22 protein-coding genes are annotated in these 24,430 nt (G+C 68.2%); 10 read left to right on the top strand and 12 right to left on the bottom strand.

Going from position 1 to position 24,430, the window contains the following annotated elements:
* Nucleotides 1-181 precede the first annotated feature (181 nt).
* Nucleotides 182-1,114, top strand: coding sequence for a MotA/TolQ/ExbB proton channel family protein (locus G5C50_RS14265; RefSeq protein WP_165070456.1), 933 nt, complete (start codon nt 182-184; stop codon nt 1,112-1,114).
* An 86-nt stretch (nt 1,115-1,200) separates the two neighbouring features.
* On the top strand, nt 1,201-3,237 hold the full coding sequence (locus tag G5C50_RS14260; protein WP_165070454.1) for a hypothetical protein: 2,037 nt from the start codon (nt 1,201-1,203) through the stop codon (nt 3,235-3,237).
* A gap of 19 nt (nt 3,238-3,256) precedes the next feature.
* On the opposite strand, the gene G5C50_RS14255 is transcribed toward G5C50_RS14260, so the two are convergent.
* The 4 genes from G5C50_RS14255 to G5C50_RS14240 form a co-directional block, all read right to left on the bottom strand.
* Nucleotides 3,257-3,814, bottom strand: a complete 558-nt coding sequence (locus G5C50_RS14255) for a Uma2 family endonuclease (RefSeq protein WP_165070452.1) — start codon at nt 3,812-3,814, stop codon at nt 3,257-3,259.
* A gap of 109 nt (nt 3,815-3,923) precedes the next feature.
* Nucleotides 3,924-4,364: a hypothetical protein gene (locus tag G5C50_RS14250; RefSeq protein WP_165070450.1), complete on the bottom strand. Its 441-nt coding sequence runs from the start codon at nt 4,362-4,364 to the stop codon at nt 3,924-3,926.
* Between the two features lie 254 nt (nt 4,365-4,618).
* The gene (locus tag G5C50_RS14245) at nt 4,619-4,852 is read right to left on the bottom strand and encodes a macro domain-containing protein (RefSeq protein ID WP_206107700.1); all 234 of its coding nucleotides are present in this window, start codon (nt 4,850-4,852) and stop codon (nt 4,619-4,621) included.
* A 359-nt stretch (nt 4,853-5,211) separates the two neighbouring features.
* Entirely contained in the window at nt 5,212-5,793 is a 582-nt protein-coding gene (locus tag G5C50_RS14240; RefSeq protein WP_407673547.1) for a glutathione peroxidase, read from the bottom strand.
* Between the two features lie 164 nt (nt 5,794-5,957).
* Here G5C50_RS14240 and G5C50_RS14235 point away from each other — a divergent pair, with 164 nt between their 5' ends.
* Nucleotides 5,958-7,520, top strand: coding sequence for a thiamine phosphate synthase (locus tag G5C50_RS14235; protein WP_165070446.1), 1,563 nt, complete (start codon nt 5,958-5,960; stop codon nt 7,518-7,520).
* Between the two features lie 147 nt (nt 7,521-7,667).
* Nucleotides 7,668-10,733, top strand: coding sequence for a tetratricopeptide repeat protein (locus tag G5C50_RS14230; protein WP_165070444.1), 3,066 nt, complete (start codon nt 7,668-7,670; stop codon nt 10,731-10,733).
* A gap of 26 nt (nt 10,734-10,759) precedes the next feature.
* Here the strand turns inward: G5C50_RS14230 and G5C50_RS14225 are convergent, their stop codons facing one another.
* Genes G5C50_RS14225 through hpnC form a run of 4 tightly spaced genes read right to left on the bottom strand, consistent with a single transcriptional unit; the run spans nt 10,760 to nt 15,148 of the window.
* Nucleotides 10,760-11,800 (bottom strand): endonuclease/exonuclease/phosphatase family protein, encoded by a 1,041-nt coding sequence (locus G5C50_RS14225; protein WP_165070442.1) that lies wholly within the window; start codon nt 11,798-11,800, stop codon nt 10,760-10,762.
* On the bottom strand, nt 11,797-13,290 hold the full coding sequence (gene hpnE, locus G5C50_RS14220) for a hydroxysqualene dehydroxylase HpnE (RefSeq protein ID WP_165070439.1): 1,494 nt from the start codon (nt 13,288-13,290) through the stop codon (nt 11,797-11,799). The genes G5C50_RS14225 and hpnE overlap by 4 nt, the downstream gene beginning before the upstream one ends.
* Complete coding sequence (locus G5C50_RS14215; protein ID WP_165070436.1) at nt 13,287-14,192, bottom strand: phytoene/squalene synthase family protein; 906 nt, start codon at nt 14,190-14,192, stop codon at nt 13,287-13,289. Before G5C50_RS14215 ends, hpnE begins: the two co-directional genes overlap by 4 nt.
* Nucleotides 14,189-15,148: a squalene synthase HpnC gene (hpnC, locus tag G5C50_RS14210; RefSeq protein WP_165070434.1), complete on the bottom strand. Its 960-nt coding sequence runs from the start codon at nt 15,146-15,148 to the stop codon at nt 14,189-14,191. The genes G5C50_RS14215 and hpnC overlap by 4 nt, the downstream gene beginning before the upstream one ends.
* Before the next feature lie 308 nt (nt 15,149-15,456).
* On the opposite strand from hpnC, the gene G5C50_RS14205 reads away from it, so the two are divergent.
* Nucleotides 15,457-16,086 carry a 3-keto-disaccharide hydrolase gene (locus G5C50_RS14205; protein ID WP_165070431.1) on the top strand — a complete coding sequence of 210 codons (630 nt, stop codon included), beginning with the start codon at nt 15,457-15,459 and terminating at the stop codon, nt 16,084-16,086.
* 72 nt (nt 16,087-16,158) lie between these two features.
* Nucleotides 16,159-16,554 (top strand): hypothetical protein, encoded by a 396-nt coding sequence (locus G5C50_RS14200; protein ID WP_165070429.1) that lies wholly within the window; start codon nt 16,159-16,161, stop codon nt 16,552-16,554.
* A gap of 112 nt (nt 16,555-16,666) precedes the next feature.
* On the opposite strand, the gene G5C50_RS14195 is transcribed toward G5C50_RS14200, so the two are convergent.
* Nucleotides 16,667-17,164: a hypothetical protein gene (locus G5C50_RS14195; RefSeq protein ID WP_165070427.1), complete on the bottom strand. Its 498-nt coding sequence runs from the start codon at nt 17,162-17,164 to the stop codon at nt 16,667-16,669.
* Nucleotides 17,165-17,413: 249 nt separating this feature from the next.
* Between G5C50_RS14195 and surE the strand changes: the two genes are divergently transcribed.
* The 3 genes from surE to G5C50_RS14180 all read left to right on the top strand — a co-directional run bounded on the left by surE (nt 17,414) and on the right by G5C50_RS14180 (nt 19,808).
* Nucleotides 17,414-18,145, top strand: a complete 732-nt coding sequence (surE, locus tag G5C50_RS14190; RefSeq protein WP_165070425.1) for a 5'/3'-nucleotidase SurE — start codon at nt 17,414-17,416, stop codon at nt 18,143-18,145.
* Nucleotides 18,146-18,279: 134 nt separating this feature from the next.
* Entirely contained in the window at nt 18,280-18,846 is a 567-nt protein-coding gene (locus G5C50_RS32340; RefSeq protein WP_240907076.1) for an FKBP-type peptidyl-prolyl cis-trans isomerase, read from the top strand.
* Between the two features lie 104 nt (nt 18,847-18,950).
* Entirely contained in the window at nt 18,951-19,808 is an 858-nt protein-coding gene (locus tag G5C50_RS14180; RefSeq protein ID WP_165070424.1) for a serine/threonine protein kinase, read from the top strand.
* Nucleotides 19,809-19,881: 73 nt separating this feature from the next.
* Here G5C50_RS14180 and G5C50_RS14175 read toward each other — a convergent pair whose 3' ends face one another.
* The 3 genes from G5C50_RS14175 to G5C50_RS14165 form a co-directional block, all read right to left on the bottom strand.
* A complete protein-coding gene (locus G5C50_RS14175; RefSeq protein WP_165070422.1) occupies nt 19,882-22,041 on the bottom strand; it encodes a hypothetical protein in 2,160 nt (719 codons plus the stop codon).
* Nucleotides 22,042-22,132: 91 nt separating this feature from the next.
* Nucleotides 22,133-22,396 (bottom strand): hypothetical protein, encoded by a 264-nt coding sequence (locus G5C50_RS14170; protein ID WP_165070420.1) that lies wholly within the window; start codon nt 22,394-22,396, stop codon nt 22,133-22,135.
* 105 nt (nt 22,397-22,501) lie between these two features.
* On the bottom strand, nt 22,502-23,386 hold the full coding sequence (locus tag G5C50_RS14165) for a glycoside hydrolase family 16 protein (RefSeq protein WP_206107699.1): 885 nt from the start codon (nt 23,384-23,386) through the stop codon (nt 22,502-22,504).
* Nucleotides 23,387-23,636: 250 nt separating this feature from the next.
* On the opposite strand from G5C50_RS14165, the gene G5C50_RS14160 reads away from it, so the two are divergent.
* The gene (locus tag G5C50_RS14160; RefSeq protein WP_165070416.1) at nt 23,637-24,359 is read left to right on the top strand and encodes a hypothetical protein; all 723 of its coding nucleotides are present in this window, start codon (nt 23,637-23,639) and stop codon (nt 24,357-24,359) included.
* Nucleotides 24,360-24,430: the final 71 nt, after the last annotated feature.

Genomic DNA, 24,430 nt, shown 5'->3' with positions numbered 1-24,430 from the left:
CGGCCTTCCCCCCTGGAGGGGGAAGGTGGCCCGAAGGGCCGGATGAGGGGGACGACCGCCGTCGGACTCGCATCCGACGGATCGTCGACCGCGCCGCGCCGATCTCCCCCTCATCTGACCCCTGCGGGGTCTGTCTTCTCCCTCCAGGGGGGAAGACGGTTCTCTGGGAAGGAGCCCGTCCATGATCGTGATGACTCGGATCGCCGCAGCGGCGGCCGCGATTGTGATCGCCTCGGCGTCGGCGACGGCTGCCGGGCCGAACGCGGCCGATCTCTCGGCCCAGGCCCAGCGACTGGCAGCCCGCGCCGGGGCCCAGACGCTCGCCTGGTACGAGCGGACGCCCCCCGCCGAGCGCATGACCTGGGGCGGCCTCGCGGCCTGCGCGGCCCTGGGCGTTTGCGTGACGCTGGAACGGCTCCTCCGTCTGCGACGCCGGGCCGTCGTCCCCAGGGACTTCCTCTCCAAGTTCCTCGACCGCCTGCACGAAGGGAAGCTCGACGGCGGCAAGGCGCTCGACTACTGCGAGATGCACCCCAGCCCCGCCGCCCGCGTGGCCCTGGCGGCCGTCCGACGCTGGGGACGGCCGGCCGTCGACATGGAACGCGCCGTGGGCCTGGCCCACCGCTGGGAGTCCGACCGGCTGCGCCGGAACGTCGGGACGCTGCGGAGGATCGCTGTGCTGGCTCCGCTGCTGGGCCTGCTGGGCGCCCTCCTGGCCGCGGATCGCTTGCTCCGCTTCTCAGGCGACGCCCCCGTCACCGGCCCGGCGACGGCCGACGCCCTGGCTCCCCTGATCGCCGGTGCGGCGCTGGGCGTGGCGGCTCTCGTCCTCTACGACCTGCTCGCCACCCGCGTCGAACGCCTGGGCGCGACGCTCGACCGGATCGGGGCCGAGACCATCGACGCCGTCGCCATGACCACGAAGGCCCATGCGCCGACGCTCACGGTCGCGCCGCCGCCCGCCCCGTCGCCGCAGCCGATCGCCCCCTCGTATCCCTCGACGCCGCACATCCGGATCGGCGACGCCTCCAGCCCGCGACGGCCGATCATGGTGATCCCGGTGCGGGAATCGGCCCCGCGCAAGCTCAGGGACGACTCCTCGGCCGGCGCGTGAACCGCGTGCGGTCTCCGGGCGTTTCGACTATGCTGGGATGTGGATGAACGGGGGGGCACGGACGGGCCGAGGGGACGAGGGGCGCGATGACCGGATTGGACCTGGAATCGTTCCTGCTGCTGCTCAGGGCCGATCTCGGCGCGTGGGCGCTGGGGGCGGTGGGCCTGCTGGCGCTGGCGATCCTCGTCTGGGTGAGTTGGGGATCGCGCCAGGCGATCCGCCGCTGCCTGGCCCTCTCGATCGCCGCGCACGCCGCCCTTCTACTGGGCGGCAGCGGCGTTCCGGCCGTGATGCGGGCCCTGAACCCCAGCCGCTCCGCGGACGACGAAGGCGAGCATATCCGCCGGATCCGGGTCTCGCCGGTCGTCGAGCCGGGAGGCCCGACGACCGAGGTCCAGCCGTTCGCCTCGACCGACGGTCGGCCCGGTCGCGTCCCCTCGCCGGTGGACCGCCTGGAGGTTCCCGTCGCGCTGGCTGCGAGCCGCCTCGACCCGACTCGTCCTGAGTTGGAGGCTCATGCGGCGGCGCCAGAAGCTTCACCGGCTCCTCCATTGGCCCTGGAGTCGGCCGCTCCCGCCGCGCCCGAGCTTCCGAAGCCGGCCGCTCCGGAGGAGGCCCCGAGGCCCCCGGACTCCGTTCCCGCCGTCCCCGCCGCGGCCCCGGAAGCCATCGCCGCAACCGACGACAAAACCCTGAACGCCCCCGAGATCCCCAGGCTCGACATCACGCCCGACGCCGAGCCGCGCCCGGGGAACGTCCCCCTCGCAGGCGATACGAGGCTGCGATCCGGCCGGCCGACGACCCGGCCGACTCCTGAGCGGACGGAGAAGCCGGTCTCCAGGCCCGAGCCGCCGCCGCTGGCCGTCGCGACGCCTCGGCCGACGCCCACCGCCCCCGCCGCGCCTCCGCTCGCCGACCTGTCGTCCACGCCTCGCGGGCCGATCACCGAGGTCCCCAAGATCTACCGCCCCCGCCTCGACGCCGACCGCTCGACCCGCGCCCAGCGATCGGGGGCGAGCCCGGCCAGCGAGCAGGCCGTGGAGCGGGCCCTGGACTGGCTTGCCCGCCATCAGGACGCCGACGGCCGCTGGGACGGCGGCACCGCCCGCTACGACGACGGCGAGGTCGTCGATGGGGACGATGACTTCACCGTCCACTGCCCGGCCGGCCAGGTCTGCTTCGGCGAGTGCGCCTACTGGGAGGCCGACACCGGCCTGACCGGCCTCGCCCTGCTCACCTACCTGGGTGCGGGCTACACGCACAAGGAAGGCAAGTACGCGACGACCGTCGCCAAGGGCCTGACGTTCCTCCTCCGCCAGCAGAAGCCCGACGGCGACCTGCGGGGCGTCGCCAAGACCGTCGGCATGTATTGCCACGCGATGGCCACGCTGGCCCTCTGCGAGGCCTACGCCCTGTCGCTCGACCCTCGCCTCCGCGAACCGGCCGAGAAAGCCGTCGCGTTCCTGGCGAAAGCCCGGGCCAAGGACGGCCTCTCCTGGAGGTACGCCCCCGGGGCGACGGTGGGCGATACCAGCATCCTGGGCTGGGTCGTGATGGCCCTCAAGTCGGCCCGGGAGACCGGGGTGCCAATCCCCGATCAGGCGTCGCTGGAGAAAGGAGCGGCGACCTGGCTCCAGCGCGTCGCCGACGGCGACGCCAAGGGTTTGGCCAAGTACCAACCCTGGGAGGACGTCACCCCCACGATGACGGCCGAGGCCTGGGTTTGCCGCCAGTTCCTGGGCGGGGGCGGCCCCGGCCCGGCCAGCACGGAGGCGGCCGAGTTCCTGCTCAAGCACGAATCCGACAAGGGCTCGACCAACGTGTATTACTGGTATTACGCGACCCTCGCCATGTACCAGCACGGCGGCCGCCCCTGGGCCCGCTGGAACGACCGCGTGCGCGACCGCCTGGTCTCGCTCCAACGCACGTCCGGCCACCAGGCCGGCAGTTGGGACCCCGACGACAGCGTCTACGGCTCCCGCGGCGGCCGGATCTACTGCACCACCTTCGCCGCCCTCACGCTGGAGGTCTACTACCGCTACCTCCGCCTCTACGACAAACCCAGCCTCCCCGAAGACCCGGAAGACGGCCTCCCCGCCCTCGACCCTCCCAAGCCGGGCTGAACGCTGAACGCCGCTCCCGTCACGCGAACAGCCGGCCGACGACGACCTCGAAGCCCGGCAGGATCGACTCGAACCGGAGCACATCCTCGGCGTTCAGCACGATCGGCGGCTTGTCGGCCTCGAAGATGTGCGCTTTGCGTGTGTCGGCGTCCAGAATGAGAACGACGAGGACGCCGGCTTTCAGGTATTCGGCGGTCTTTTCCAGATGCTCGACCCATCGGTGGTTCCACGAAAAAACCTCGCAGACCAACTCGGGGGGCGTCGAGGAATAGCCGTCGGGAATCTTGCCTCGCGGCAACTGGGCGTAGCTGTAGTAGGTAACGTCCGGCCCTCGGACCGTATCGGGATTGCGTTCGGTGATGAGCCCGGAACGGCTCAAGACCCGCCCAAGATCATGGGCACGAACGTGTCGGGAAAGCTCCGTCCCGACGTTAACGCAGACGAGGCCGTGCATCATTCCCGGCAACGGCCACGAGACGACTCGGCCGCGTACCAACTCCTCGATGCACGGCGTGTCGGGGAACCAGTAGAACTCCTCGGCCGTGATCGGCTCTTGCTTCGGTTCCAAAGTCTCCATCAGAGCGGCTCCGTTCGCATGCCGAGCACGCCCCGTTCTTGCTGATCCCGACACCCAGAAGTCAGGCGCGAGGGTTGCTGGCGATTCGAATCAGAGACCCGAGCCGAGTTCAGCGGTCCTCAAGATCATCGTAACGCCTGCGGGCATACCAGGGGCGGGTATCGACGTCGACCAGCACGCGCCGCCAGGGCTTTCCCTCCAAGGTCGATTCGGCGACGATCCTCGTGTGGTCGCCTTCTCTCTCCACGTTGATCGCGATCGCATGCCGCGTGGATTGGTATTCGTCGAGGCGAATCCACTCGGGCGAGGGGCCGGGATCGCGAAAGGCGTCGCACTCGGCGGGGCTCGCGGCGACGATTTGCCCCCCTGGATCGAACTTCATGAGCTTCGCTTTCGGACCTTCTGGCGATTCCATGAGGAAGAGGTCGGAGCCTAGGATTCCGGGTTCAGCGATCCGTAGGGCGAGATAACGTTTCGGGCGATACTCCCGGGAGAGCACCAAACCGTCGGGGCCGACGTCGGACCGGAACAGATAATCAACAGGCCCCATGAAGGTATCTGAGAACGGCCCCCCCCTTGATGACCGATAGACCGGCGTCAGAACGATGAGCCCCGACGGCCCCTCCATCACGAAAAGATTCGAGGTCGCCCGCCAGAATTTTCGACCGGGCTGGCCTCCTGTAATCGCCAGCCACAAAACGACAATTCCAAGTACGAGTCGGAACCATCGTGATCGAACCATCTTCAAGCTACCTCCAGGCGTGAGGCCGGTCGAATCGTCCCGATAATGAATCGCGCCCATCGTCAGCGTGCGACCTGACGGTCGCCGTCGTACTGGATGGCGCGCTGGCGGTCGACGACGAAGTCCCAGTCGATGCGGTGGGGCGGCTCGAGGAAGTGGCGGTAGGCGGCGGCCATCTGGCGGGCCGCCTCGTCGAAGGGGACGCCTCCGAATCCCGTCCCCATGGCGGGGAACGCAGCGACTTCGATCTTCTGGTCGTTCGATCGGTTGTGGGCGTGGATCGCCAGCAGCAACAACGGCCTTCCCTCGCAAGGGAAGGCGACCCGAAAGGCCCGACGAGGGAGACCAGCGAGGCTCTCAGAGCAATGCACCGGATGCACGTGCGACGCCGGTCGTCCCCCTCATCTGATCGCTTTCGCGATCTGTCTTCCCCCGCGAGGGGGGAAGACAGATCCTCGCATCGTTTGGGTCCGAACCACAACGGCCTTCCCCCCTCGCGGGGGAAGGTGGCCCGAAGGGCCGGATGAGGGGGGATCGGCTTCGCGTAAAAGGCGATCGTCGAATCCTCGTCCGCCGGCGGTCGTCCCCCTCATCTGATCGCTTCGCGATCTGTCTTCCCCCGCGAGGGGGGAAGACCGTCGAACAGCCTACCGGCTCACTTCTCCGCCAGCGCCTTCTCGACGCCCTTGACGACGTCGGCCGACTCGGGGGTGGTCTTGGGGTCGAAGCGGGCGATCACCTCGCCCTTGCGATTGACCAGGAATTTGGCGAAGTTCCAGCCGATGGGCCCGGCGAAGCTGGGGTCGGTGGCCTCGCCGGTCAGGAAGGAGTAGAGCGGGTGGATCCCCTGCCCCTTGACGACGATCTTGGAGAAGACGGGGAACGTCACGTTGTACTTGGAGGTGCAGAATTCCTTGATCTCTGCATTCGTGCCCGGCTCCTGCTTGCCGAACTCGTTGGCCGGGAAGGCGAGCACTTCCAGGCCCTGGTCCTTATACTTCTTGTAGAGCTCTTCGAGCCCCTTGTACTGCGGGGTGAGGCCGCACTGGCTGGCCGTGTTGACGATCAGCAGCACCTTCCCCTGGTACTTCGACAGCGCCACCTCGGCGCCGTCGATGTCCTTGACCTTGAAGTCGAGGACCGAGGTCGGCTTCTTGTCGTCGGCCCCGACGGCGAAAGCCGCGAAGAAGGCCAGGATCGGGAGGGTCGTCGCGGCAATGAGGATGCGTCCGGGCACGGTGGGGGTCCTCTGCTGGGGTCGTTCGGGCGGGCGGCTTCCGGAGGGCCATTCAGGCGAGGCCGATCCGTTCATCTTGGTGTCCCGCGACGGTCTTTTCAAGGGACATCGATCAACAGTTCAACATCCCGGCGGCCGGCCGGGGCGCGAGGATCGAGGAAACGATGGATGAAACGCTGACTCCGGGCGCCCGGCGCGCGATGGACAGAGCCGCGTCACGGGCTCGCTCGCGAGGGGCCGCAACGGTCGAGCCTGGAGACCTCGTCGCCGCCCTGGTCGACGAGCCCGAATCCCGCGCCTCGGAACTGATCGAGGAGTTCGGCCTGGCCCCCGGAGGCGTGCGCGAAGCCCTCGGCGTCGTCCCCCTCGAAGAGACCGAATCAGGCGGTTACGACCTGCTCGACGAGATCCCCCAGGAAGCCCTCCGCTCCCAGGCGATGCGGGCCGTCGTCTCCGAGGCGACCTCCCGCGCCCGCGAAGGAGGCCGCAAGGAGAGCGTCGGCACCGAGCACCTGCTGGCCGGGTTGGTCGTCGAGGCGGCCTTCGCGCTGGAGCCCCTCCGCGACGCCGGCCTCGACCTGGAGGGCCTCCGCGAACTGCTCACCCGCCCGGAGGTCGACGCCAGTCCGCTGCCCCCCCTGGAAGGGCCGCCGCTGGACCTCTCCGACTCGACCCGATCGGTCGACCTGGCCCGGGTCATCGACGCCTCGGGCAATCGCGCCCGAGAAGGCCTCCGCGTCGTCGAAGACTACGCCCGGTTCGTCCTGGACGACCCCGGGCTGACCCGCCGGCTCAAGGAGACCCGTCACCGCCTGGCCGACGCCTTGAAGGGCTTCGACCTCGACTTCCTCCTCTCCGCCCGCGACACCCGCGAAGACGTCGGCACGCACATCATGACCCCCTCCGAGCAGGTGCGCGAGAACCCCCGCGCCGTGCTCGCCGCCAACTTCAAGCGCACCGGCGAGGCCCTGCGGTCGCTGGAGGAGTACTGCAAGCTCGTCGACGTCTGGCTCGCCGGCCGCTTCGAGGTCCTCCGCTACGACGTCTACACGCTCGAAAAGCTGGTGATGACGGCCGTCCACGCCTATCGCTCGCTGGCCGACTGCCGCCTGATGGTGCTGATCGGCGGCCTGCCGACGCTCGGCGACCTGACCTGGATCGTCGGCGAGGCCCTCGCCGGCGGCGCCGACGTGATCCAGCTCCGCGAGAAAAACCTCTCCGACCGCGAGTTGCTCAGCCGCGCCCGCGAGGTCCGCATCATGACCGCCCAGGCCAAGGCGCGGTTCATCCTCAACGACCGCCCCGACCTGGCGCGCCTCGCCGGGGCCGACGGCGTCCACCTGGGCCAGGACGACGTGACCGTCCGCGACGCCCGCCGGATCGTCGGGCCGAACCTCGTCATCGGCGTCTCGACCCACGAACGCGCCCAGCTCGACGCCGCCGTCCTCGCCGGCGCGGGATATCTCGGAGTCGGGCCCGTCTTCCCCAGCGCGACGAAGGACTTCGCCGAGCCCGAACTGGCCGGCCTGGCCTACGTCCGAGCCGTTTCCGAGGCCACGAACCTCCCCTGGTTCGCCATCGGCGGCGTCGACGAGACGAACGTCGACCGCGTGCTGGAAGCCGGCGCGAGCCGGATCGCCGTCAGCGCCGCCGTCGTCAAGGCCGACCGCCCTCGCGCCGCCGCCGCCGCCCTCCGCGCGGCCCTCGACGCCGTGGAGATCCGTTGAATCCGACGTCCTCTCGACCCCAACACATGATGCTTGCAACGCCCCGAGAGGTGAACTAAGATCCTCGGGGCATTTCACAGCAAAACATGAACGCGGCTTCATAATCCAGGGTCGAGGCCCGTCGCGGCGGGCCGGGAGGGCGCGGCGATGTCTTCGAGCGAAGGAGAAGGGTCGAGCCTCGCGTCGAGTGATTCGACGACGAATCAGGTCGAGACGGCCGGTCCCACGCCAGCGCGGTCGAGGAGCAGCCGGGCGACGGCGGGCGTGGCTCTGGCCGTGATCGCGGTCGCCGGGGTCGTGATCTTCCAGAACCTGCCGCCGAGGCCCTGGTTTCCGCCGACGCCCCCTCAGACGGCGGCCGCGCCGCCGGCCTCTGGCCCCGCAGCCCCACAACCGACGATTGAGCCGGCCGTGGTGAGCCGTCTGGTCCTGGCGAGATCGGGTGAGGCCGGTCCGATGACCGCGATGATGGGTCGGCCCCTGGCACCTCAGAACGTGGGGATGCGGTCGGGCGAGTGCGAGGACGTCCTTTTCCGCGAGTACGCGCGGCAGGCCGTCCTGATTGCGGCGCGTGACGAGCGAGGCCTCGCCACCCGCGACGAGCTGCTCGACGACGCCCCGCCGGATGCACCTGAAGACGCTCCCGGCTTGATCGTCGCCACGCCCGAGATGGGCGACCACCCCCAGATGCAGTTGCGACCCGTCGCCGAGACGAAACCTCTCCTGGACGAGGACCTGGAGGTCGATGACGCCAAGCTCTCGCAGGAGGAACATCTGATCGGCCACGAGATCCGGCACGTCTCGCGGTTTGAGAAGCTGTCCCGGACCAAGATCCCGGCCGTGCTCGACGGCCTGGGCGTCAAGGGAAAGCCCAACACCTACAAGGCCGACGCGCCGGTCCCGGCGGGCGTTGAGGAGAAGCTGCAAACCCTCGGCCTGGTCGACCACTTCGAGGCCGTCCGCATGCTGCACAAGGCCATCCGGACCGACGGCGAATCCCCCGCGCGGCTGGGTGCCCTCACGAGGGCTTACGCGCAGCTCGCCGCCCTCACGTCCCACCTCTGGAGCGCTGCTCCTTTGGCCTTTGAGGCAAGGGCCTGGCTTTACGCCCAGCGGATGGTTGCGCGGGATCCGAACTCGTCGTGGGCCCTCCGCCATCGCGCGTTCGTCGGAGCCCTCCGAGGCGTCCACGCCGCCGCACTGCGAGACCTGGAAACAGCCGCCGCGATTGACGCCAAGTCGCCGAACGCCGCCCCGGCTCCCGAATGGGTCGATGTGATCGAAGCCGGCATGAAGTACGACGTCAAGCGGTTGGAAAGCGTCGCCGCCCCATACGACCGCCTGGCCGCATTCCTCAAGCTGACCGACGTGGAATATCCGACCAGCACGCGCCAGGTCGTCCACGCCGCCGAGGACGTTGTGAAGCGCGACCCGGACTGCGGGCGAGCCTTCGACGTGATCTGCGCCAACGGCGACATCAACGACCTGCATCGGGCCACGGTCCTGGGGCCGCAGAGCTTTCAGCACTTCTACCGCACCAAGCTGGCAGCCGTCCCGGGACTTCCGGAACGCGTCCGCAAGGCCCTGGAACGCCAGGCCGACGATCAGGCCCTCGACGAGGCCCTCTCAGACGCCGGCCGCCCCAAGGTCGACGACGGCGAACTCGACTGGGGGGTGCTCGGCCTGCTCGCCCGTGAATTCCGTTTCGTCCAGGTTGAGCGACGCCTCATGTTCATGACGGTTAAATGGAGCGTCCCCGTCGACGAGTACTGGGAAGAAGTTCGCCCCCAGGTCGCCACCCATCGCCTGCGTTCCTTCCTCGGGACCGTGGCCGGACAGGCCGACGAGACCGCCGAGTTCCGCAAGCTGGTGGCAAACTACGACCCGACCGACATTCTGCCGACCTACCTGGATTTCGCCATGCGGTTGACGCGCATGGGCCTGATGCAGGAGTACTCTTTCCTTTGGTCGAGGGCCGCTTCGCACGGCGGGCTAAACGCCTGCGACATCTCGCGATCCATTTACGATGTGGCTCCCCAGCGCCTCGCCTACTCGAAATTTCTCCTCGAGATCAGCCCCTACAACCCCTACGCCCGAGCGTTGTTGTTGAAGTACGACTGGGCCAATTCGCAGGCGAAGCTTGAGCAATGGAAGAAGGACGCCGGCGAGTCCCCCGCATTCCTTCAGCAGTTGGGCAAGACGTTCCTGGAGCAGAAACGCTTCAAGGACGCCCTGCCGATCTGGGAGAAGTACATCGCCGTCTCGGCCGATCGCTACGCCTACGAGCAACTCGCCGCCTGCTACGAGGGCCTGGGGGATGAGGACCGCTGGCTCGAGACGCTGAACACCTACCTGGAGAACCCGGACGACGCCGGCCTGGGCCATGCTCGGGTGCAGGTCAAGCTCGCGAACTACTACCTCAAACGAAACGAGCCCAAGCTGGCCAAGCCCTACTCCGACGCCGCCGCCGAGACCTGGGCCCAGTGGGCCATGAGCTGCGCCGCCGAGGTCGACGAGCGGCTCGGCGAATTGGACTCGGCGGAGGTCTGGCTCCATCGCAACGCCGTCCGGTATCCGAACTCCTGGACGAACTGGTACCTGTTCTGCCATCGGACCGGCCGGGGCGACCTCGACGAGGCCCGCGACTTCGCCACCGCCGTCATCCGGGGGCAGGGCGCCGCGAACGAACCGACCCTGGTCGCGTACGTCCACTGGCTGGAGGGGGACCTGGATCAGGCCGTCCGCGTGCTGGAGCCCCAGAACGAAGCCAAGCCCAACGGGGCGTTCGGCGTTCCGCTGCTGCTCATCTACGACCAGATTGGCGCCGACGCGAAGCGGGACGCCCTCCTGGACAAGATGCTCGACGGCATGGAGAACGTCGGCCCCAAGACGAAGGCCCTGTGCGACCTCTTCCACAACGCCCTGGCCGCGCCCGACAAGGGCTTCGACTTCAAGGCGGCCGACGAGGTGATCGACTCGATCCTCCCCGAGTCGCCCGACTATCAGCGACTCATGGTCGCTCGATTCCTGCTCGACCACGGCAAGGAGCAGGAAGCGAAGAAGTACCTCGTCGCCGCCTCACGAGACGTCCTCGGCGACCCGTGGTCGCGGGCGCTCGCGGCCACCTGGCTCCGCGCGGCATTTCCCGAAGAAAACCGCAAGCCCGCCGCCAAACCCGAAGGCCGGCCCGCCCCGGAACCGACCCGGGCCTGACTCAGAATCGTCGGCCCATCCCGCGATCACTGACCGGGCGGGCTCGTCAGCCGCACGACCTGCCCGCGGTGATCGCATGACAGGCTGGCGAACAGCGAACACGAACGGATCCGCCAGCCGTCGTGAACCCAGACGTGGTCGATGTCGAAGACGGGGAGCGGCATTGGCCAGCTCGCGCGCCAACCGATCGAGGACGCCGCGGCCGGCTCGTAGCCGCCGGCCGTCGCGCGGAGGGCGTCGAACCCCAGGCTGCGGCCCACGGCGTTGAAATCGCCGGCGATCAGGTCATAGGGCGCTCCCTCGTCGGCCGCCTTCCGGCAGGCCTCGGCGACGTCGTGCAGGAACGGCGTGCGGAGTTGGGTGATCTTGCTCTGGCCGTCGACGACCAGCAGCCGGATCGGCCGACCGGGGCGCTCGATCCGCACATCCAGCGCCGTGCCGTTCCTCACGGGAACGCGTCGGCCCTCGCCGACCGGCCATCTCGAGAACGCCGCAATCCTGTACCAGTAGCCGCTCGTCTGATCGTGCTCGCCCCACGTCGACGACCACTCAGGACCGAGCCTCTTCTTGAGGGAGTCAAGCTGTTCGCCGGGAGGAGCCTCGCTCAGTACGACGACGTCCGGCGTTCTCCCGAGGATGGCGTCTTCCATCCCCGTCCAGGTCGCTTCGCCGGACGGTCGGCCTCCCCACAGAACGTTCCAGTGGAGAACGACGACCTCATCCTGCGCGGCTGCGTCGACCGCCGAAACGGCTTGCGGGCCCCTCCCAATCATCACCGTGCTGGACGCGGCCGCCCCCGCGAGCCCGACGAACGCGAGCAGCCACCGCGGCCCTCGCACCGCACGGCCGCGATGAAGGAGGTCCAGAACCAGCGACGCCAACCCGAGGGGTATCAGCGGCAAATACATCAAAAGCGCCAGCAGGACCGTGCGATCCCGAACCGCGAAACCGACGAGCCCCAGAACGTCCAGCGCGAGCAGGCCCCACGCCGCGACGAGCGTCACGAGTCGAACGATCCGACGCCTTCGATCCGAGGGCGCTTCAGCCTTCGCCTCAATCTCGGTCACGTCTGGGGCCCCTCGCTCGGTTCAACGGCGCACTCCTCGAAGTCGGGCGCGAACCGAAGAGCCGTCCTGCGTGACAGCAGCCGGCTGGCCAGGCGGTCGGGAGGGAGATCAGGACGGAGGAGCCGGGCAGGGCGGTCGAGGTCTTCCAGGATCCCCTGCGAGGCCAGATAGCCGCTGCGGACGGCCCCCTCCATCGTGGCGGGCCAGCCGGTGTCGGTCCAATCGCCGGCCAGGAAGAGGCCGTCGACGGGGGTCCGCTGCGAGGGGCGGAGCGCGTCCACGCCGGGTCTCGCGGCGAACGTCGCGCCGTGCTCGGTGACGACCCGCCAGTGCGTGAGGGTCGCGGCCTTCGCGGCGGGCCACATCGCGGCCAGGTCGGCCAGCACGGCGTCGCGGATCATCTCCTTGTTCATCCACAGGAGATCATACGAAGCGCTGATGACGATCTGGAGGTACTGGCCGCCGTTGTCGCCGCCCCGGCCCTGGAGCGCCGTGTGGTTGAAGACCCAGTGGACGAACCGCCCCGGCGCGACGACGTGGTCGAACGGGCAGACCGGTTTGTCGAACCAGAGGTGGACGCCGGTGATCGGCGAGGATTCCATCTGGCCCAGGCTGTCGAGCCCCGGGACGAGGGGCCGAAGGGTCGGATCGAGCAGGCCGGGGATGCGATCGAACGGGACGGCCGCCACGACGAAATCGGCGGGGATGGTTTCGCCGTTGCGGAGGGTGACGCCGCGCACCGATGCGCCATCGTCGCCGTCGATCGTGCGGACGCCCGTCGTCAACCGAACGTCGACTCCGCGCTCGCGCAGCCAGGACTCCAGCCGAAGCCCGTACAACTCGCCCAGCGGGGCGGAGGGGACCTCCATCTGGAAGCCTTCCCGGTTCATCAGGAAGCCGTCGACGAAGACCTGGCGCGCCAGGCCGACGTCCATCTGGTCGAGCCGCTCATTGAGCGCGGAGACGAGGACCGTCCCCCAGAAGAGCACCATCGTCCGAACGTTCTGGCCGTTGCGGATCAGCCAATCGGCGAAGGGCTCGTTGGACTCGGCGGCCTGCTCATCGAGCGCCAGCCGGGCCAGGCCGTAGCCGACGCGGATCTTGTCCCGCCAGTTCAGGTACTTGGCCCGCAGGAAGCTCCCCGACAGGTGGAACGGCGCAGGGCCGATTCCCGCGCGAAGCTCGGACGTGCGACCGTCGGGGCCGAGGAACGTGATCGCCGGCTCGCGGCGGAAGAGGCCGTCGATGCCGACCCGCCGGCAGAAATCGGCGAGGTTCGTGCAGCAGACCATGCTCACGTGTTGACAGTTGTCGACCAGTTCGCCGGTCGTGGGATCGTTGAATGAGCTGGCCCGGCCGCCGAGCCTCGGGCGGCTCTCCAGCAGGGTGATCCGCAGGCCGCGGTCGACGAGCGTCGCAGCCGTCGCCAGGCCGGCGAGACCGCCGCCGACGATCACGACGCTGGGCGGGGGAGGGGGCGTCCGACTCACGAGACGAGGTCCCTCTCCCGGGGCTTCTCCGTCCGGCGGAATCGCGAGGAGAGCGACCGAAGGGCGATCGCGATCTTCCGCCGCTTGGGGATCGACGCCCGGCCGGCGAGCACGTCGTAATCGCGACGGACGATCTCGTCGAGTACCGCGCGATAAATCCCGGCGATCGTCAACAAGACCGGTCGGCCGATCGGCTCGACCAGCGGGACCAGCCCGGCGGCCTCATCGTAGCAGGCGTAGGCCCGCGCGGCGTAGTCGGCCGCCAGGTTTCGCAGGGCGGGGCCGGCGTGGTCGGCGTGCAGGTCGGCGTCGGTCACGCCGTGGCGTTCCATGTCGTCGCGGGGGAAGTAGACGCGGCCGAGCCCGGCGTCCTCGCGGACGTCCCGGAGGATGTTGGTAAGCTGCAAGGCCAGCCCGCAGCGGTCGGCCAGGCGCTCGGCGCGGCCGCCGTCGGAGTCGTATCCCCAGATATGAATACAGCAGAGGCCGACGGCCGACGCAACGTGCCGGCAGTAATCCACCAGCTCGTCGAAGTGATCGAACCGACGGGGCGACAGATCCATCTCCACGCCTTCGATGACCTCGTGGAGCAGGGCGGGGGGGATCGCGAATTTGTGGACGGAATCGGCCAGCGCGGGAAGGCCCGGCCACGTCGACTCGCGGCTTTCCAGGGCGGAGTCGAGGTCGGCCCGCCAACCGGCCAGGGCGGCGGCCTTGTCAACGCCCGGGGCCTCATCGTCGGCCAGGTCGTCGGAATGGCGCATGAAGGCGTAGAGCGCGCACATGGCCTGGCGACGTTCCGCCGTCAGCAGCCGGAACGCCAGGTAGAAGTTGCGAGCCTCGCGGCGAGCGACCTCGCCGCAGAATCGGTAGCTCTCCGCGAGCCGGGCGTCGGTCGTCACCGCGAGGCCCCCCCGATCGCGGCCGCCTCGGGCCGTTGGCTGCGACCGAGCAGGCGAACGCGGGCCAGACCGACCACTGCGCGGGTCAACAGGAAAACCTTCGCCGTCTTACCTAGCTTCGGCCTCGCGGTGAGGACGTCGTAGCCGCAGGCTTCGATCCGGTCGAGGATCGCCATTCCTCCACGCCAGAAGAGATCCACGTCGACGGCGAACTCGCCGGGGATTCGCGGAATCAGCGGGCGGCCGGCGGCGAAGAGTTCGCGGGTCCGGGCGACCTCGAAGCGGAGCAAATCGGCAAAGGCCGGCGTGAACCGTTTCGCCCGCAGGTCGTCGTCGCGGACGCCGAAGCGGTCGCGATCCTCGCGCGGGAGGTAGATCCGGCCGATGTCCAGGTCGCGGGCCACGTCCTGCCAGAAGTTGGCCAGTTGCAGGGCCGTGCAGGTGAAGTCGGAAAGTCGGGCGTTCTCCTCGTCGAACGCTCCGGCGACGTACAGGACCAGCCGGCCGACGGGATCGGCGGAGCGGGTGCAGTAGTCGCGAAGCTGCTCGAAGGTCTGGTAGTCGGTGACGTCCTGGTCCTGGACGAAGGCGTCGATCAGGGCGTGGAACGGCTCGGGGGGGATGCCGTAACGCTCGACGGTCTCGGCCAGGGCGATCATGACGGGGTGTCGGACGCGGCCCTCGTACATGGCGTCCAGCTCGCCGCGCCACCAGGCGAGGAGTTCGCGCGAGCGCTCAGGATCGCCGACCTCGTCGCCCAGGTCGTCGGACCATCGGCAGAAGGCGTAAACGGCCTGAAAGGCGGGGCGATGCTCGCGAGGGGTGAGGCAGGTGACGACGCTGAAGTTCTCGTAGTGGCTGGCGGTCAACTTCGCGCAATAGTCGAGCGCGTCCCGGCGGGCGAGGGTCTCGCAGGCCGGTGGGCCGAATCGCCGGAGATCCGCCTCGAACGTCATTCCCTATCGCTCCGCGGTCGATGAAACGTCTTCTCCCCTGGGGGGGAGGAGAGACCCCGCAGGGTCAGATGAGGGGGACGACCGGCGGCGGACGAGCATCCGGCGGCCGCTCTGATCGCGGAGCCGGTCGACACCTGATCCCGTGACGGTCGGTCGCGATCGATTCTAACGGCCGGGGTCGACTCCCGCCACCCGGCCCATTGACCGCGCCCGGCCGCGCATCGACAATCGGCGCGTCGCCGCCGGCCCGAACTCCCTCCGAATCCTTCGGCCGCGCGGCGGGTCTCGAACATCCAGGGGAATGACCAATGCGCACGACGACGATCCGACTGGCGGGCCTGCTCGCCGCATCGCTGGCGCTGACGGCCGCCGGCCAGACCGCCCGCGCCCAGAGCGCCTTCAAGCCGCTGTTCAACGGCAAGGACCTGACGGGCTGGATCACGCCCGACGACAAGTCGCTCTTCTCGGTCGAGGACGGCGTGATCGTCGGCCGGACCGCCGAGAAGCAGCTCAAGAAGAACGAGTTCCTGGTCAGCGACAAGAGCTACAAGAATTTCGTCCTCAAGGTGAAGCTCAAGCTCCGCAACCACAACTCGGGCATCCAGGTCCGCAGCAAGCGCGCTCCCGACGGCGCCGTCTCCGGCCCCCAGGCCGACGCCGCCGACAAGTACTGGGGCCTGCTCTACGAAGAACGCGGCCGGGGCATGGTGGACACGACCGGCATCGAGAAGGCCGCGCCGGTCGTCAAGAAGGACGACTGGAACGACTACGTCATCACCTTCAAGGGCAAGCACCTGACCATCGTCTTCAACGGCGTCACCGTCATCGATCGCGAGGACGAGAAGTTCCCCGACGAGGGAATCATCGCCTTCCAGGTCCACGCCGGCCCGCCGATGGAGGTCCGGTTCAAGGACGTTGAGATCGAGGAATTGCCCTGAATGGGTGCGGCGGTCCTCCGCTTCCGGAGGACCGCCGACTGATCGAAAACGGGCTGAAAGAGGAGGCGAGGAGTGGAACGACGGACGGTACGCGAGCCACGGACAGGTCGCTGCCGTATCCACATCAACAACGGCGGTCGCGGACCTTGGTGTAGCTTTGATTACACGAGTCGGCACGACCCTTCTGTCGAGACCGTGAAGGTCTTGATCGGTGAGATCGCCGACGAGGAAACGACGCGATGGTTTCCAGATGTCCGCCAAGGGATAGCCCTTGGCTGGCAGAGGCTGCACGACCATTACGGCATCAACCTGACCGGCGTCGTCATCACGATCGCCAAGGTCTATTCCCACCCGATCGATACCACTTCTCGGGGATGCGAACTTTACGGATCGCTTTTCATCGAAGGATTTGGTCGAGACGAGTCGAGTTGCGTCCTCCCGGACGGCGGCCCGTCCAGCGACAGCTGATCTTGAGCGGGCGGCTGTCTCCGAAGCGCGACGACTCTCATCCGGCCCTTCGGGCCACCTTCTCCCGGGGGGAGAAGGGACGATACCAGGTCGGCCCCGACTGAGAACTTCATCAATCGTCGTCGCGGACGACGGCCTGGCGTTGCAGGTCGGCCCAGCGGTATTTCAGTTCGCCGAGGATCCGCCAGAAGAGGCGGCTGTGCATGCGGCCGGGGACTCGGCCGCAGGCGCGGGCGGAGAAGCTGCCGGGCTCGGTGTATTCCAGGTGATGGGCGACCTCGTGGAGGAACGTGTCGAACAGTTCCTCCAGCGGGCGGCGGCCCTGGTCGCGGTCGTGGGCGTAGATGCGGATCAACCGGCGCGTCCGGTAATAGCCGCCGAGCACGCGCACCGTCGCGCGGGCGTTGACGTCCAGGTCGAACTCGACGCGACAGCGGAAGATCCGCTCCAGGCGGGCCCGGAAGAGCGGGCCGATCGCCGAGACCGGGACGTCGAACCGGCTGGGAAGGTGCGCCGGCTTGCGGATTTCCGTCGTCGTCGACAGCCCGTCGACGCCGCTTTTACGTGCGGCCGCGCGGGCGCGAGGGGGGCTGGTTGAGTTTCGGTCCATGCGTGTTCGGGAAGTCGCGGGCGAAGGAACGAGGCGGTCGAACGGACGGGCTTCCTCGATGTCTTCTTCGTAGTCCGGCCGACGTCGGCGACAGGACGTTCGACGTCCGAAGCGAGATCGAGGTTCCACGACACTCTATCACGTCGAGCGCATCGGCGAAAATGCGAACTCCGCGCGGGTTTGACAACGCCGGCCCCCCGGCCGACAATCCCCTGGACGACGGGCGAGGCTGCTGAAACGAGGATGAGGATGGCGGAACAGGCTGCGCGAACGCTGCTGCTGACCAACGACGACGGCTACGACGCCCCCGGCCTGGCCGCCCTGCGCGAGGCCGCCGCAGGCCTGGGAACCCTTCAGACGATCGCGCCGCTGGCGGCCGAATCAGGCTGCGGACACCGGGTTACGACCCATGCGCACCTCCACGCCACGACCCACGAAGGAGGCGTCGTCGCCGTCTCCGGTACGCCGGCCGACTGCGTCCGTGTCGGGCTGCATCATCTGGCGCCGGGGCCTTCGTGGGTGATCGCCGGGATCAACGCGGGGGGGAACCTGGGGGTGGACGTCTTCCACTCCGGGACCGTCGCCGCCGTCCGCGAGGCCGTCCTGCACGGCGTGCCGGGAATCGCCGTGTCGCACTACATCGCCCGAGGGCGGACCATCGACTGGGCCCGCGCGGCGCGCTGGGCTCGGCCCGTGCTGGTGGACCTGCTGTCGCGTCCCTGGCAACCTGGCACGCTCTGGAACGTCAACCTCCCCCACCCCCCGGCCGACGCCCCCGACCCCGAGGTTGTTTTTTGCCCGCTCGACCCCTCGCCGCTGCCTCTGCACTTTGAGGTCGACGGCGACCGCGCCCTGTACCGAGGCGACTATCAGCAGCGTCCTCGCCGCGAGGGATGCGACGTGGCGGCCTGCTTCGGCGGCCGAATCGCCGTCAGCCTCATCCGCCTGTTCGAACCGGAACCGGGCGCGGCGAACGGCTGAGGTCTGGCCGAAGCCTTTACGGGCGTGGCATAATCTAGAGCATGGATCGGTGCGCGGGGCGCTGGCCGTTCTTTACGCCATCTTTGTCCGATTCGTTTATACTTTAGTCTCGGTCTGTCTGGGGGATTCTTCCGATGAGGCGAGGGTTGCTGGGGTTCCTGTCGCTGGCCGTGGCATTGGCCGGCTGCGGCGAGCCGGGCCAGATCGTGCCGGTCATGCCGCCGGGGGCGACCCCGGTCCACAAGGTCGACGAGAAGAACGCCGCGGAGGCCCTGGGCGAGCAAGGAGCCCGATCCTCGTCCTCGACCGCGGCCGTCAAGGGCGCGGAGCCGTACCCGCCGGCCCCTTCCACGGCGATCGGCGAAACGAAAACCCTCACCGGCGACATCCAGTACACGACGCTGAAAGAGGGAACCGGCGAGGAGCTCAAGTCGGGTCGGGTGGCGAAGCTCCATTACGTCGGCACGCTCAGCGACGGCAGTCAGTTCGACTCCAGCCGCGATCGCGGCGCCCCCTTCGAGGTCACTCTGGGAAGCGGCCAACTCATCAAGGGCTGGGAGTACGGCATCCCGGGCATGAAGGTCGGCGAACTCCGCAAACTGGTCATCCCGCCGACGATGGGCTACGGGGCGCAGGAGCAGAAGAAGATCCCCGCCAATTCCACGCTGATCTTCGAAGTCGAACTCCTGGAAATCAAGTGACCTGATTCGGTCGGCCCCCAACCATTCCGATGGTGCGCGCCGAGACGGGCCCTCGTGAAGAGGGCCGTCGGTCCGACCAAGCATCAGCATCCAAGAGGCAGAGAATGGCAAGCGTCACGGCAACGCCCAGGTTCTCGGGATTGCATTACCGGGTGGTCGGCACCCTGGGGACCGGGGCAGGCAGCACCATCCTCCAGATCGCCGACAAGAACGGCGGCAAGCGGTATGCGCTCAAGGTCGTGCGCAAGCAAGAGCCGGAAGACGAGATCTACATCGAGCAGGCGAAGACCGAGTACGACGCCGCCCAGAAGCTCAACCACCGGACCATCGCCAAGATCTACGACATCCGGGTTAAGAAGGCCTGGTTCGTCAAGACCGTGGGCGTCGAGCTGTTGATGGAGCTTGTCGACGGCAAGACGCTCGACGAGATCGAGGCCCCGGAGCTGAACCAACTGGTCCTGATGTTCGCTCAGGTGGCCTCAGGATTGGCGCACATGCACCGACGGGGCGTCTACCACGGCGACCTCAAGCCGTCGAACATCATGCTCACCAAGACCGGCCAGGTGAAGCTGATCGACTTCGGCACCGCCTGGGTCCGCGGCGTCGAGAAGAACCGCGTCCAGGGGACCCCTCAGTACATCGCCCCCGAACAGGCCGCCGAGCGCATCGTCAACGAACGGACCGACGTCTACAACTTCGGCGCGACGATGTACCGCATGTTCACGGGACGATACGTCCAGAACGACATCCCCCGGGCGGGCGTCGAGCGCAAGATCGTCCCCGTCAATCAGATCAACCCCCGGATCCTCTCCCGGCTCAACAAGCTGATCCTGGACTGCCTCAGCCTGAACCCTGAGAAGCGCCCGGCCGGCATGTCCGAGGTCCGCGACACGCTCTCCGCCGTCATCAAGGAGATGGGCCTGGAAGACGAGGAGTTGAGAGGCGCCGAAGACGACGAATGACCCGCCGATCGAGGAAGAACAACAAGCAGGCAGGCTGTGTCGAGCAAGACCCAGCCTGCCTGCTTGGCTTTCGTCAACGGTCCGATTTCGATGGTCCGTCCCCGCTCCCGAACACCGCCCGGTAGTTGAACCGGTCGTTGGGCGCTGCGTCGCCGTGGAGGGTGAAGTCGGACCAGTCGCCCGTTTCGGCGACGGCGTCGGCCCACTTGAAGTCGATCGTGGCCGCGCCCGGCTTCAATCCCAGCGACGAAGCGGGGACGGCGATTTCCAGGCGGTCGGCGTTCATCGCGGCCTCGACGGGCTGCGGGTCGGCCCACTGGTAGCGGCCGTCGACGTTCCGCTCGATCATCCTCCGCCCGGGCGTGCGGCCGACGACGAAGTCGTAGCCCAGCCAGCCGGTCCTGGGGTCGGAGTCGACGTCCAGGAAAAGCATCGGGCCGCCCATGTCGGGCGTCTGCCTGATCGGCCCGGCGCATTGCAGCAGGAAGCAGACGCGGTCGGCGTCTCGGCTGGCCTTCGCGGCGATGATGTCGTTGCGGCCGGACTGATCGACGTAGCGGAGCGTCCGGCCCCAGCCGGGATAGTCGCGGTGCATCGGGTCGCCGATCGTGTCGCGGAACTCGGGAGCCACGCCTTCCCAGTCGTCGAACCGGCCGTCGACGGCGATCGGACGCGAAGCGACCGCCGGGACGGGACGAGCCCCCTTGTAGCGGCGGACCTCGGAGACGAGCTGGTAGTAGAAGGCGTCGCCGTGGCCCCCCTTCATGGGCTCGATGTCGCGGCTGTGCTCGCGGTCGAACTGGTCGACGAACGTGACCGGCCCCGCGCCGGCGAGGGGGAACTTCTCGTCGAACCGGCCGGCGATCCACTCGTTCCAGCCGGTGACGAAGACCAGGGGCGGGTCGACCTCATGGGCCCGCCGCCACTGCTCGGTGAAGTTCTTGCCGGTGTAATCAAATCCTTCCGGCCCCGGCTGGACGCCGTTGGAGAAGCTCCGCCCGTGGCCTCGCGGGTGGCTCAGGACGCCGAGCTTGCCGTCGACGGCGTTCTGCCCAATGCCCACGGAAATCTGCTCGGGCCGACCGTCCTCGTCGGGGAAGGCGTGCTGGGGGTAAACCTCCAGCCAGCTCCACTGGGCGCGGGCGGTCGGGCCCTGGAAATAGTCGGGCTGGGGGCGGCGGAAGGTGAAGAAGGAGAACAGGGGGCGGTCGGCGTCGTCGAACCGGCTCACCCGCAGGTTCGGCTCGTCTTTCCCGTTCTTCCAAACGCCGATGCGACCCTTCGGTTCGGAGATCTCCAGGTAGTAGTCGCCCGCCGCCGCGGGGGCGTCGAGGACCACGCCGGACCAGGCGTTGTCGCGGACGTCCTCAACCCGTTGGGTCGCCACGACCTCGCCGTTGGCGCTGCCTCGGCGGAGGGTCAGCAGGGCGGACGAGCCGTGCTCGCCCCAGGTCGGCGTGGAGAAAGCCGCGGAGTCGAACGGCGCATCGACCTTGAAGGCGGTCCCCAGCTTCTCGCCGGCCGCGAGCGGGACCGACGTCCGATGCGACTCGCGCTTCAGGACGACGTCGCGCAGCAGGTCGGGGTCGGCCAGGATCAACGGCTTTCCCTTCCACTGGAACCAGAGATCGGGGAACAGGCCGGGCTTGTAGAGTTGATCATAGAGTTCGCGGACGACCTTCTTTGGCGCCCAGAATGGGGTGAGGAAGGCGATCTTGGGGACGCGGAGCCCCTGCTTGCGCATCTCGTCGAAGGTCGCCCCGAGCGCCTTCCAGCTCTCGGGGTACGTCAACTGGTTGGTGACGTCGAAGAAGACGGCGTCCACGCCCGCGTCGGCGAGCATCTGGGCGTGCTTGCGCAGGACGGCCGGGTCGTCGTTGCGGTAATAGCCGAAGATCGACTCGCCCCAGTGGTGGGGGTATTGCTTGGGCCCCCACAACGGGTTGTTCGGCTCGCTCATGGCGTTGGGCGACGCCTGAAGGATCTTGGTGATGTCGAACGGGCCGTCCTCGCCGCTGCGGCCCAGCCAGAGGAAGTAGAAGATCGCCACCGTCTTGTTGGGTCGAGGCGGCCCGACCTCGGCCGCGGTGGGGACCCGCCGGCCCAGGCCGTCGACGGCCACCCAGGTGTCGCTGAACGTGTCGCGAACGCCCTCCTCGGCATGAGCGACGGTGATTGAGCCCGACGAGCAGGCCAGGACGAGCGCGAGCACGGCCGCTTGAGGCGACTTCATGACGGTGGTTCCAGCGAGGAAGGAGAAACGCCGCAGCGCCTCAGGCCGTGGACGTCGGCCCGAGCGCCGCGGCGGTCGACGGCGACGAGTTTCAGGCGCTCTGCTCGTCGGGATGGAGGAGGACCGACCCGTCGTCCATGTGGCGGATCGAGCCCCAGTTCCGGACCTCGTGGGCGTGCCCCAGCGAATCGGCGATGACTTCCTGGATCGTGTACTTCCCCGGCTTGAGGTCGGTGACGACGCCCTTGAAATACTGGATGGTATCCCCGTAGGCCAACTCGCGACCGTCTGCGTCGATCAGGCGATACTGTTCCGGCTGATGGTGTCCGTGCTTGTGGCTCTGGTGCTCCGACATACTCAACCTCCCGGGCTTCGCCGCCGTTGGCGCTTGGCCCTTCCCTCGCGTGCGTCGTTCTGGGTCCTAACCGCTGAACCTATTATACTCTCCGACCCTTCCGGGTCACGGAGTCGCCGGCCGTTGATAAATCCGGACGTAGTCGACCTCCATCCGCGCGGGGAACTCCGTCTTCGAGGGGTCGCCGCCGTTCATCCCGCCGACGGCCACGTTGAGAATGATGTATTGCGGGTGGAGGAACGGATTCCTGTTGGAGCCGTCCTGGTTGACCGTCTCGGAGAGGGGCGTCTCGTTGAGGAGGCGATCGTCGACCGAGAGGCGGATGGCCTTCTCGTCCCAGTCCATCCGCCAGACGTGGAACTCCTTCGCCCAGGCCTCGCCGCCGAGGTCCTCCAGCTTGATCCGAGGGTCGCGCCAGATCGCCTTGTACGGCTTGTCGCTGCCCCAGGCGACGTTGGCCAGGAGCATGCCGCGATAATATTCCATGATGTCGATCTCGCCGTTGGCGGGCCATCGGCCGGAGGTCCCCAGCGACCAGAAGGCGGGCCAGATCCCGGGGCGGACGTCGATCCGTCCGCGCATCTCGAACCGACCGAACGTCCACGAATGGAGCCCCCGCGTGGTGACGCTCGCCGAGGTGTATTCGATGTCGCGCCGGGACCTCCGCCAGTCCTTCGCCCCCTCCACGAACAGCGGGTTGGGCCGCGACTCCTTGCGAGCCTCGATCACAAGAAGCCCCTTCTCACAGCGGGCGTTCTCGGGCTGATACCACTGGAGTTCCTCGTTGCGCTCGAAGCCCTTCTCATAGGTCCACTTCGCCGGGTCGAGAGGGCCGTCGACGTCGAACTCGTCGGACCAGACGAGCTTCAAATCGGTTGCCTTGTCCTTCGGCGTCGATGTTTGAGCATGGGCCGTTGCGGCCAGCGCGAGGGCGATGCAGGAGGCGATGAACGACGGCCGGGGGCGGCTGAGGCGAGAGGTGGCGATCACGGCCGGGCTCCTCTGGGCAGCAGGGTTGGCGAAGCGTCGCAGGCCGTCATTGTGAAACGGACCGAGGCCTCGGGCAAGCGTCGGCCGCCGACGCCCAGTCGACTTCGGCTTTATAAAAACGGCGAGGAGGCGAGGGAACGCATTGACGGCCGGGCAACATGTCACTAACTTCCTGAACGCTGGAGTTTGCGCAGTCGGCCAAACTCTCGGCCGGGGATCGGAGATCCTCGGGGACGCCAAGGAGGAAGTCATGAGCCCGCACCGTCGACTCGCCCGCCTGCCGATCCTCGCGGCCGTCGTCCTCTCCGTCGCCGGCTTGCCCTCGGCCGACGCCTCGCCGATCACCGGCGCCACCCACACGATCACGTACAGCACGTACGAGTCGAGCCTCGGGGCGACGTCCGTGTCGGCTCCGTCGATCTCATTCCAGGGCGTGCAGGACCAGACCATCGAGACGGCCTCGCCGTTTGGCTATGCGGCGTTTCCGAACCAACTGCCCGAGGGTTCGACGGTCGATTTCCCGATCGGGAAGCTGATCATCGGCGCCGCGTCGGCCGGCGCGTCGGGCTACCACGCGGCCGAATACGCGATCACCATCCAGATCGACGCCGTGGACGGCGTCGCGCTGGCGTCGCCGATCACCACCGTCATCCAGGGAGCCCTGATCGCCAACGCCGCGGATCCCGACTCACTTCAGTTCCACAACGCCTTCGGCGCGTTCCCCTCGATGGAAGCCCCGTACAACCCTCCCGGCGAGGTCGCCGGCGTCTTCACGTACGACGGCGTCTCGAACTACCTGCTGGGCTCCAGCGACGGCTCGACGGGGGGGATGCTCGACCTCTCCTCGCCGCAAGAGATCGAGATGACCGCCCAGCTCGTCTCCGGCCTGGCGACCAACACGCCCGAGCCCGCGGCGTGGCTGGTTTTTGCGCTGGTTGCCATGGGGGCGTGGCAGGCTTCACGACGATCCTGATCGAGCCGGCGCAGGCTCTCCTCGTCCCCTCTCCCGCCGGGAGAGGGCGGCCGCGCAGCGGCGGGTGAGGG

The sequence above is a fragment of the Paludisphaera rhizosphaerae genome (assembly GCF_011065895.1).
Lineage (GTDB): Bacteria > Planctomycetota > Planctomycetia > Isosphaerales > Isosphaeraceae > Paludisphaera > Paludisphaera rhizosphaerae.
Note: the sequence above shows the minus strand (reverse complement) of the source record. Positions and strands in the feature narration are given on the sequence as shown.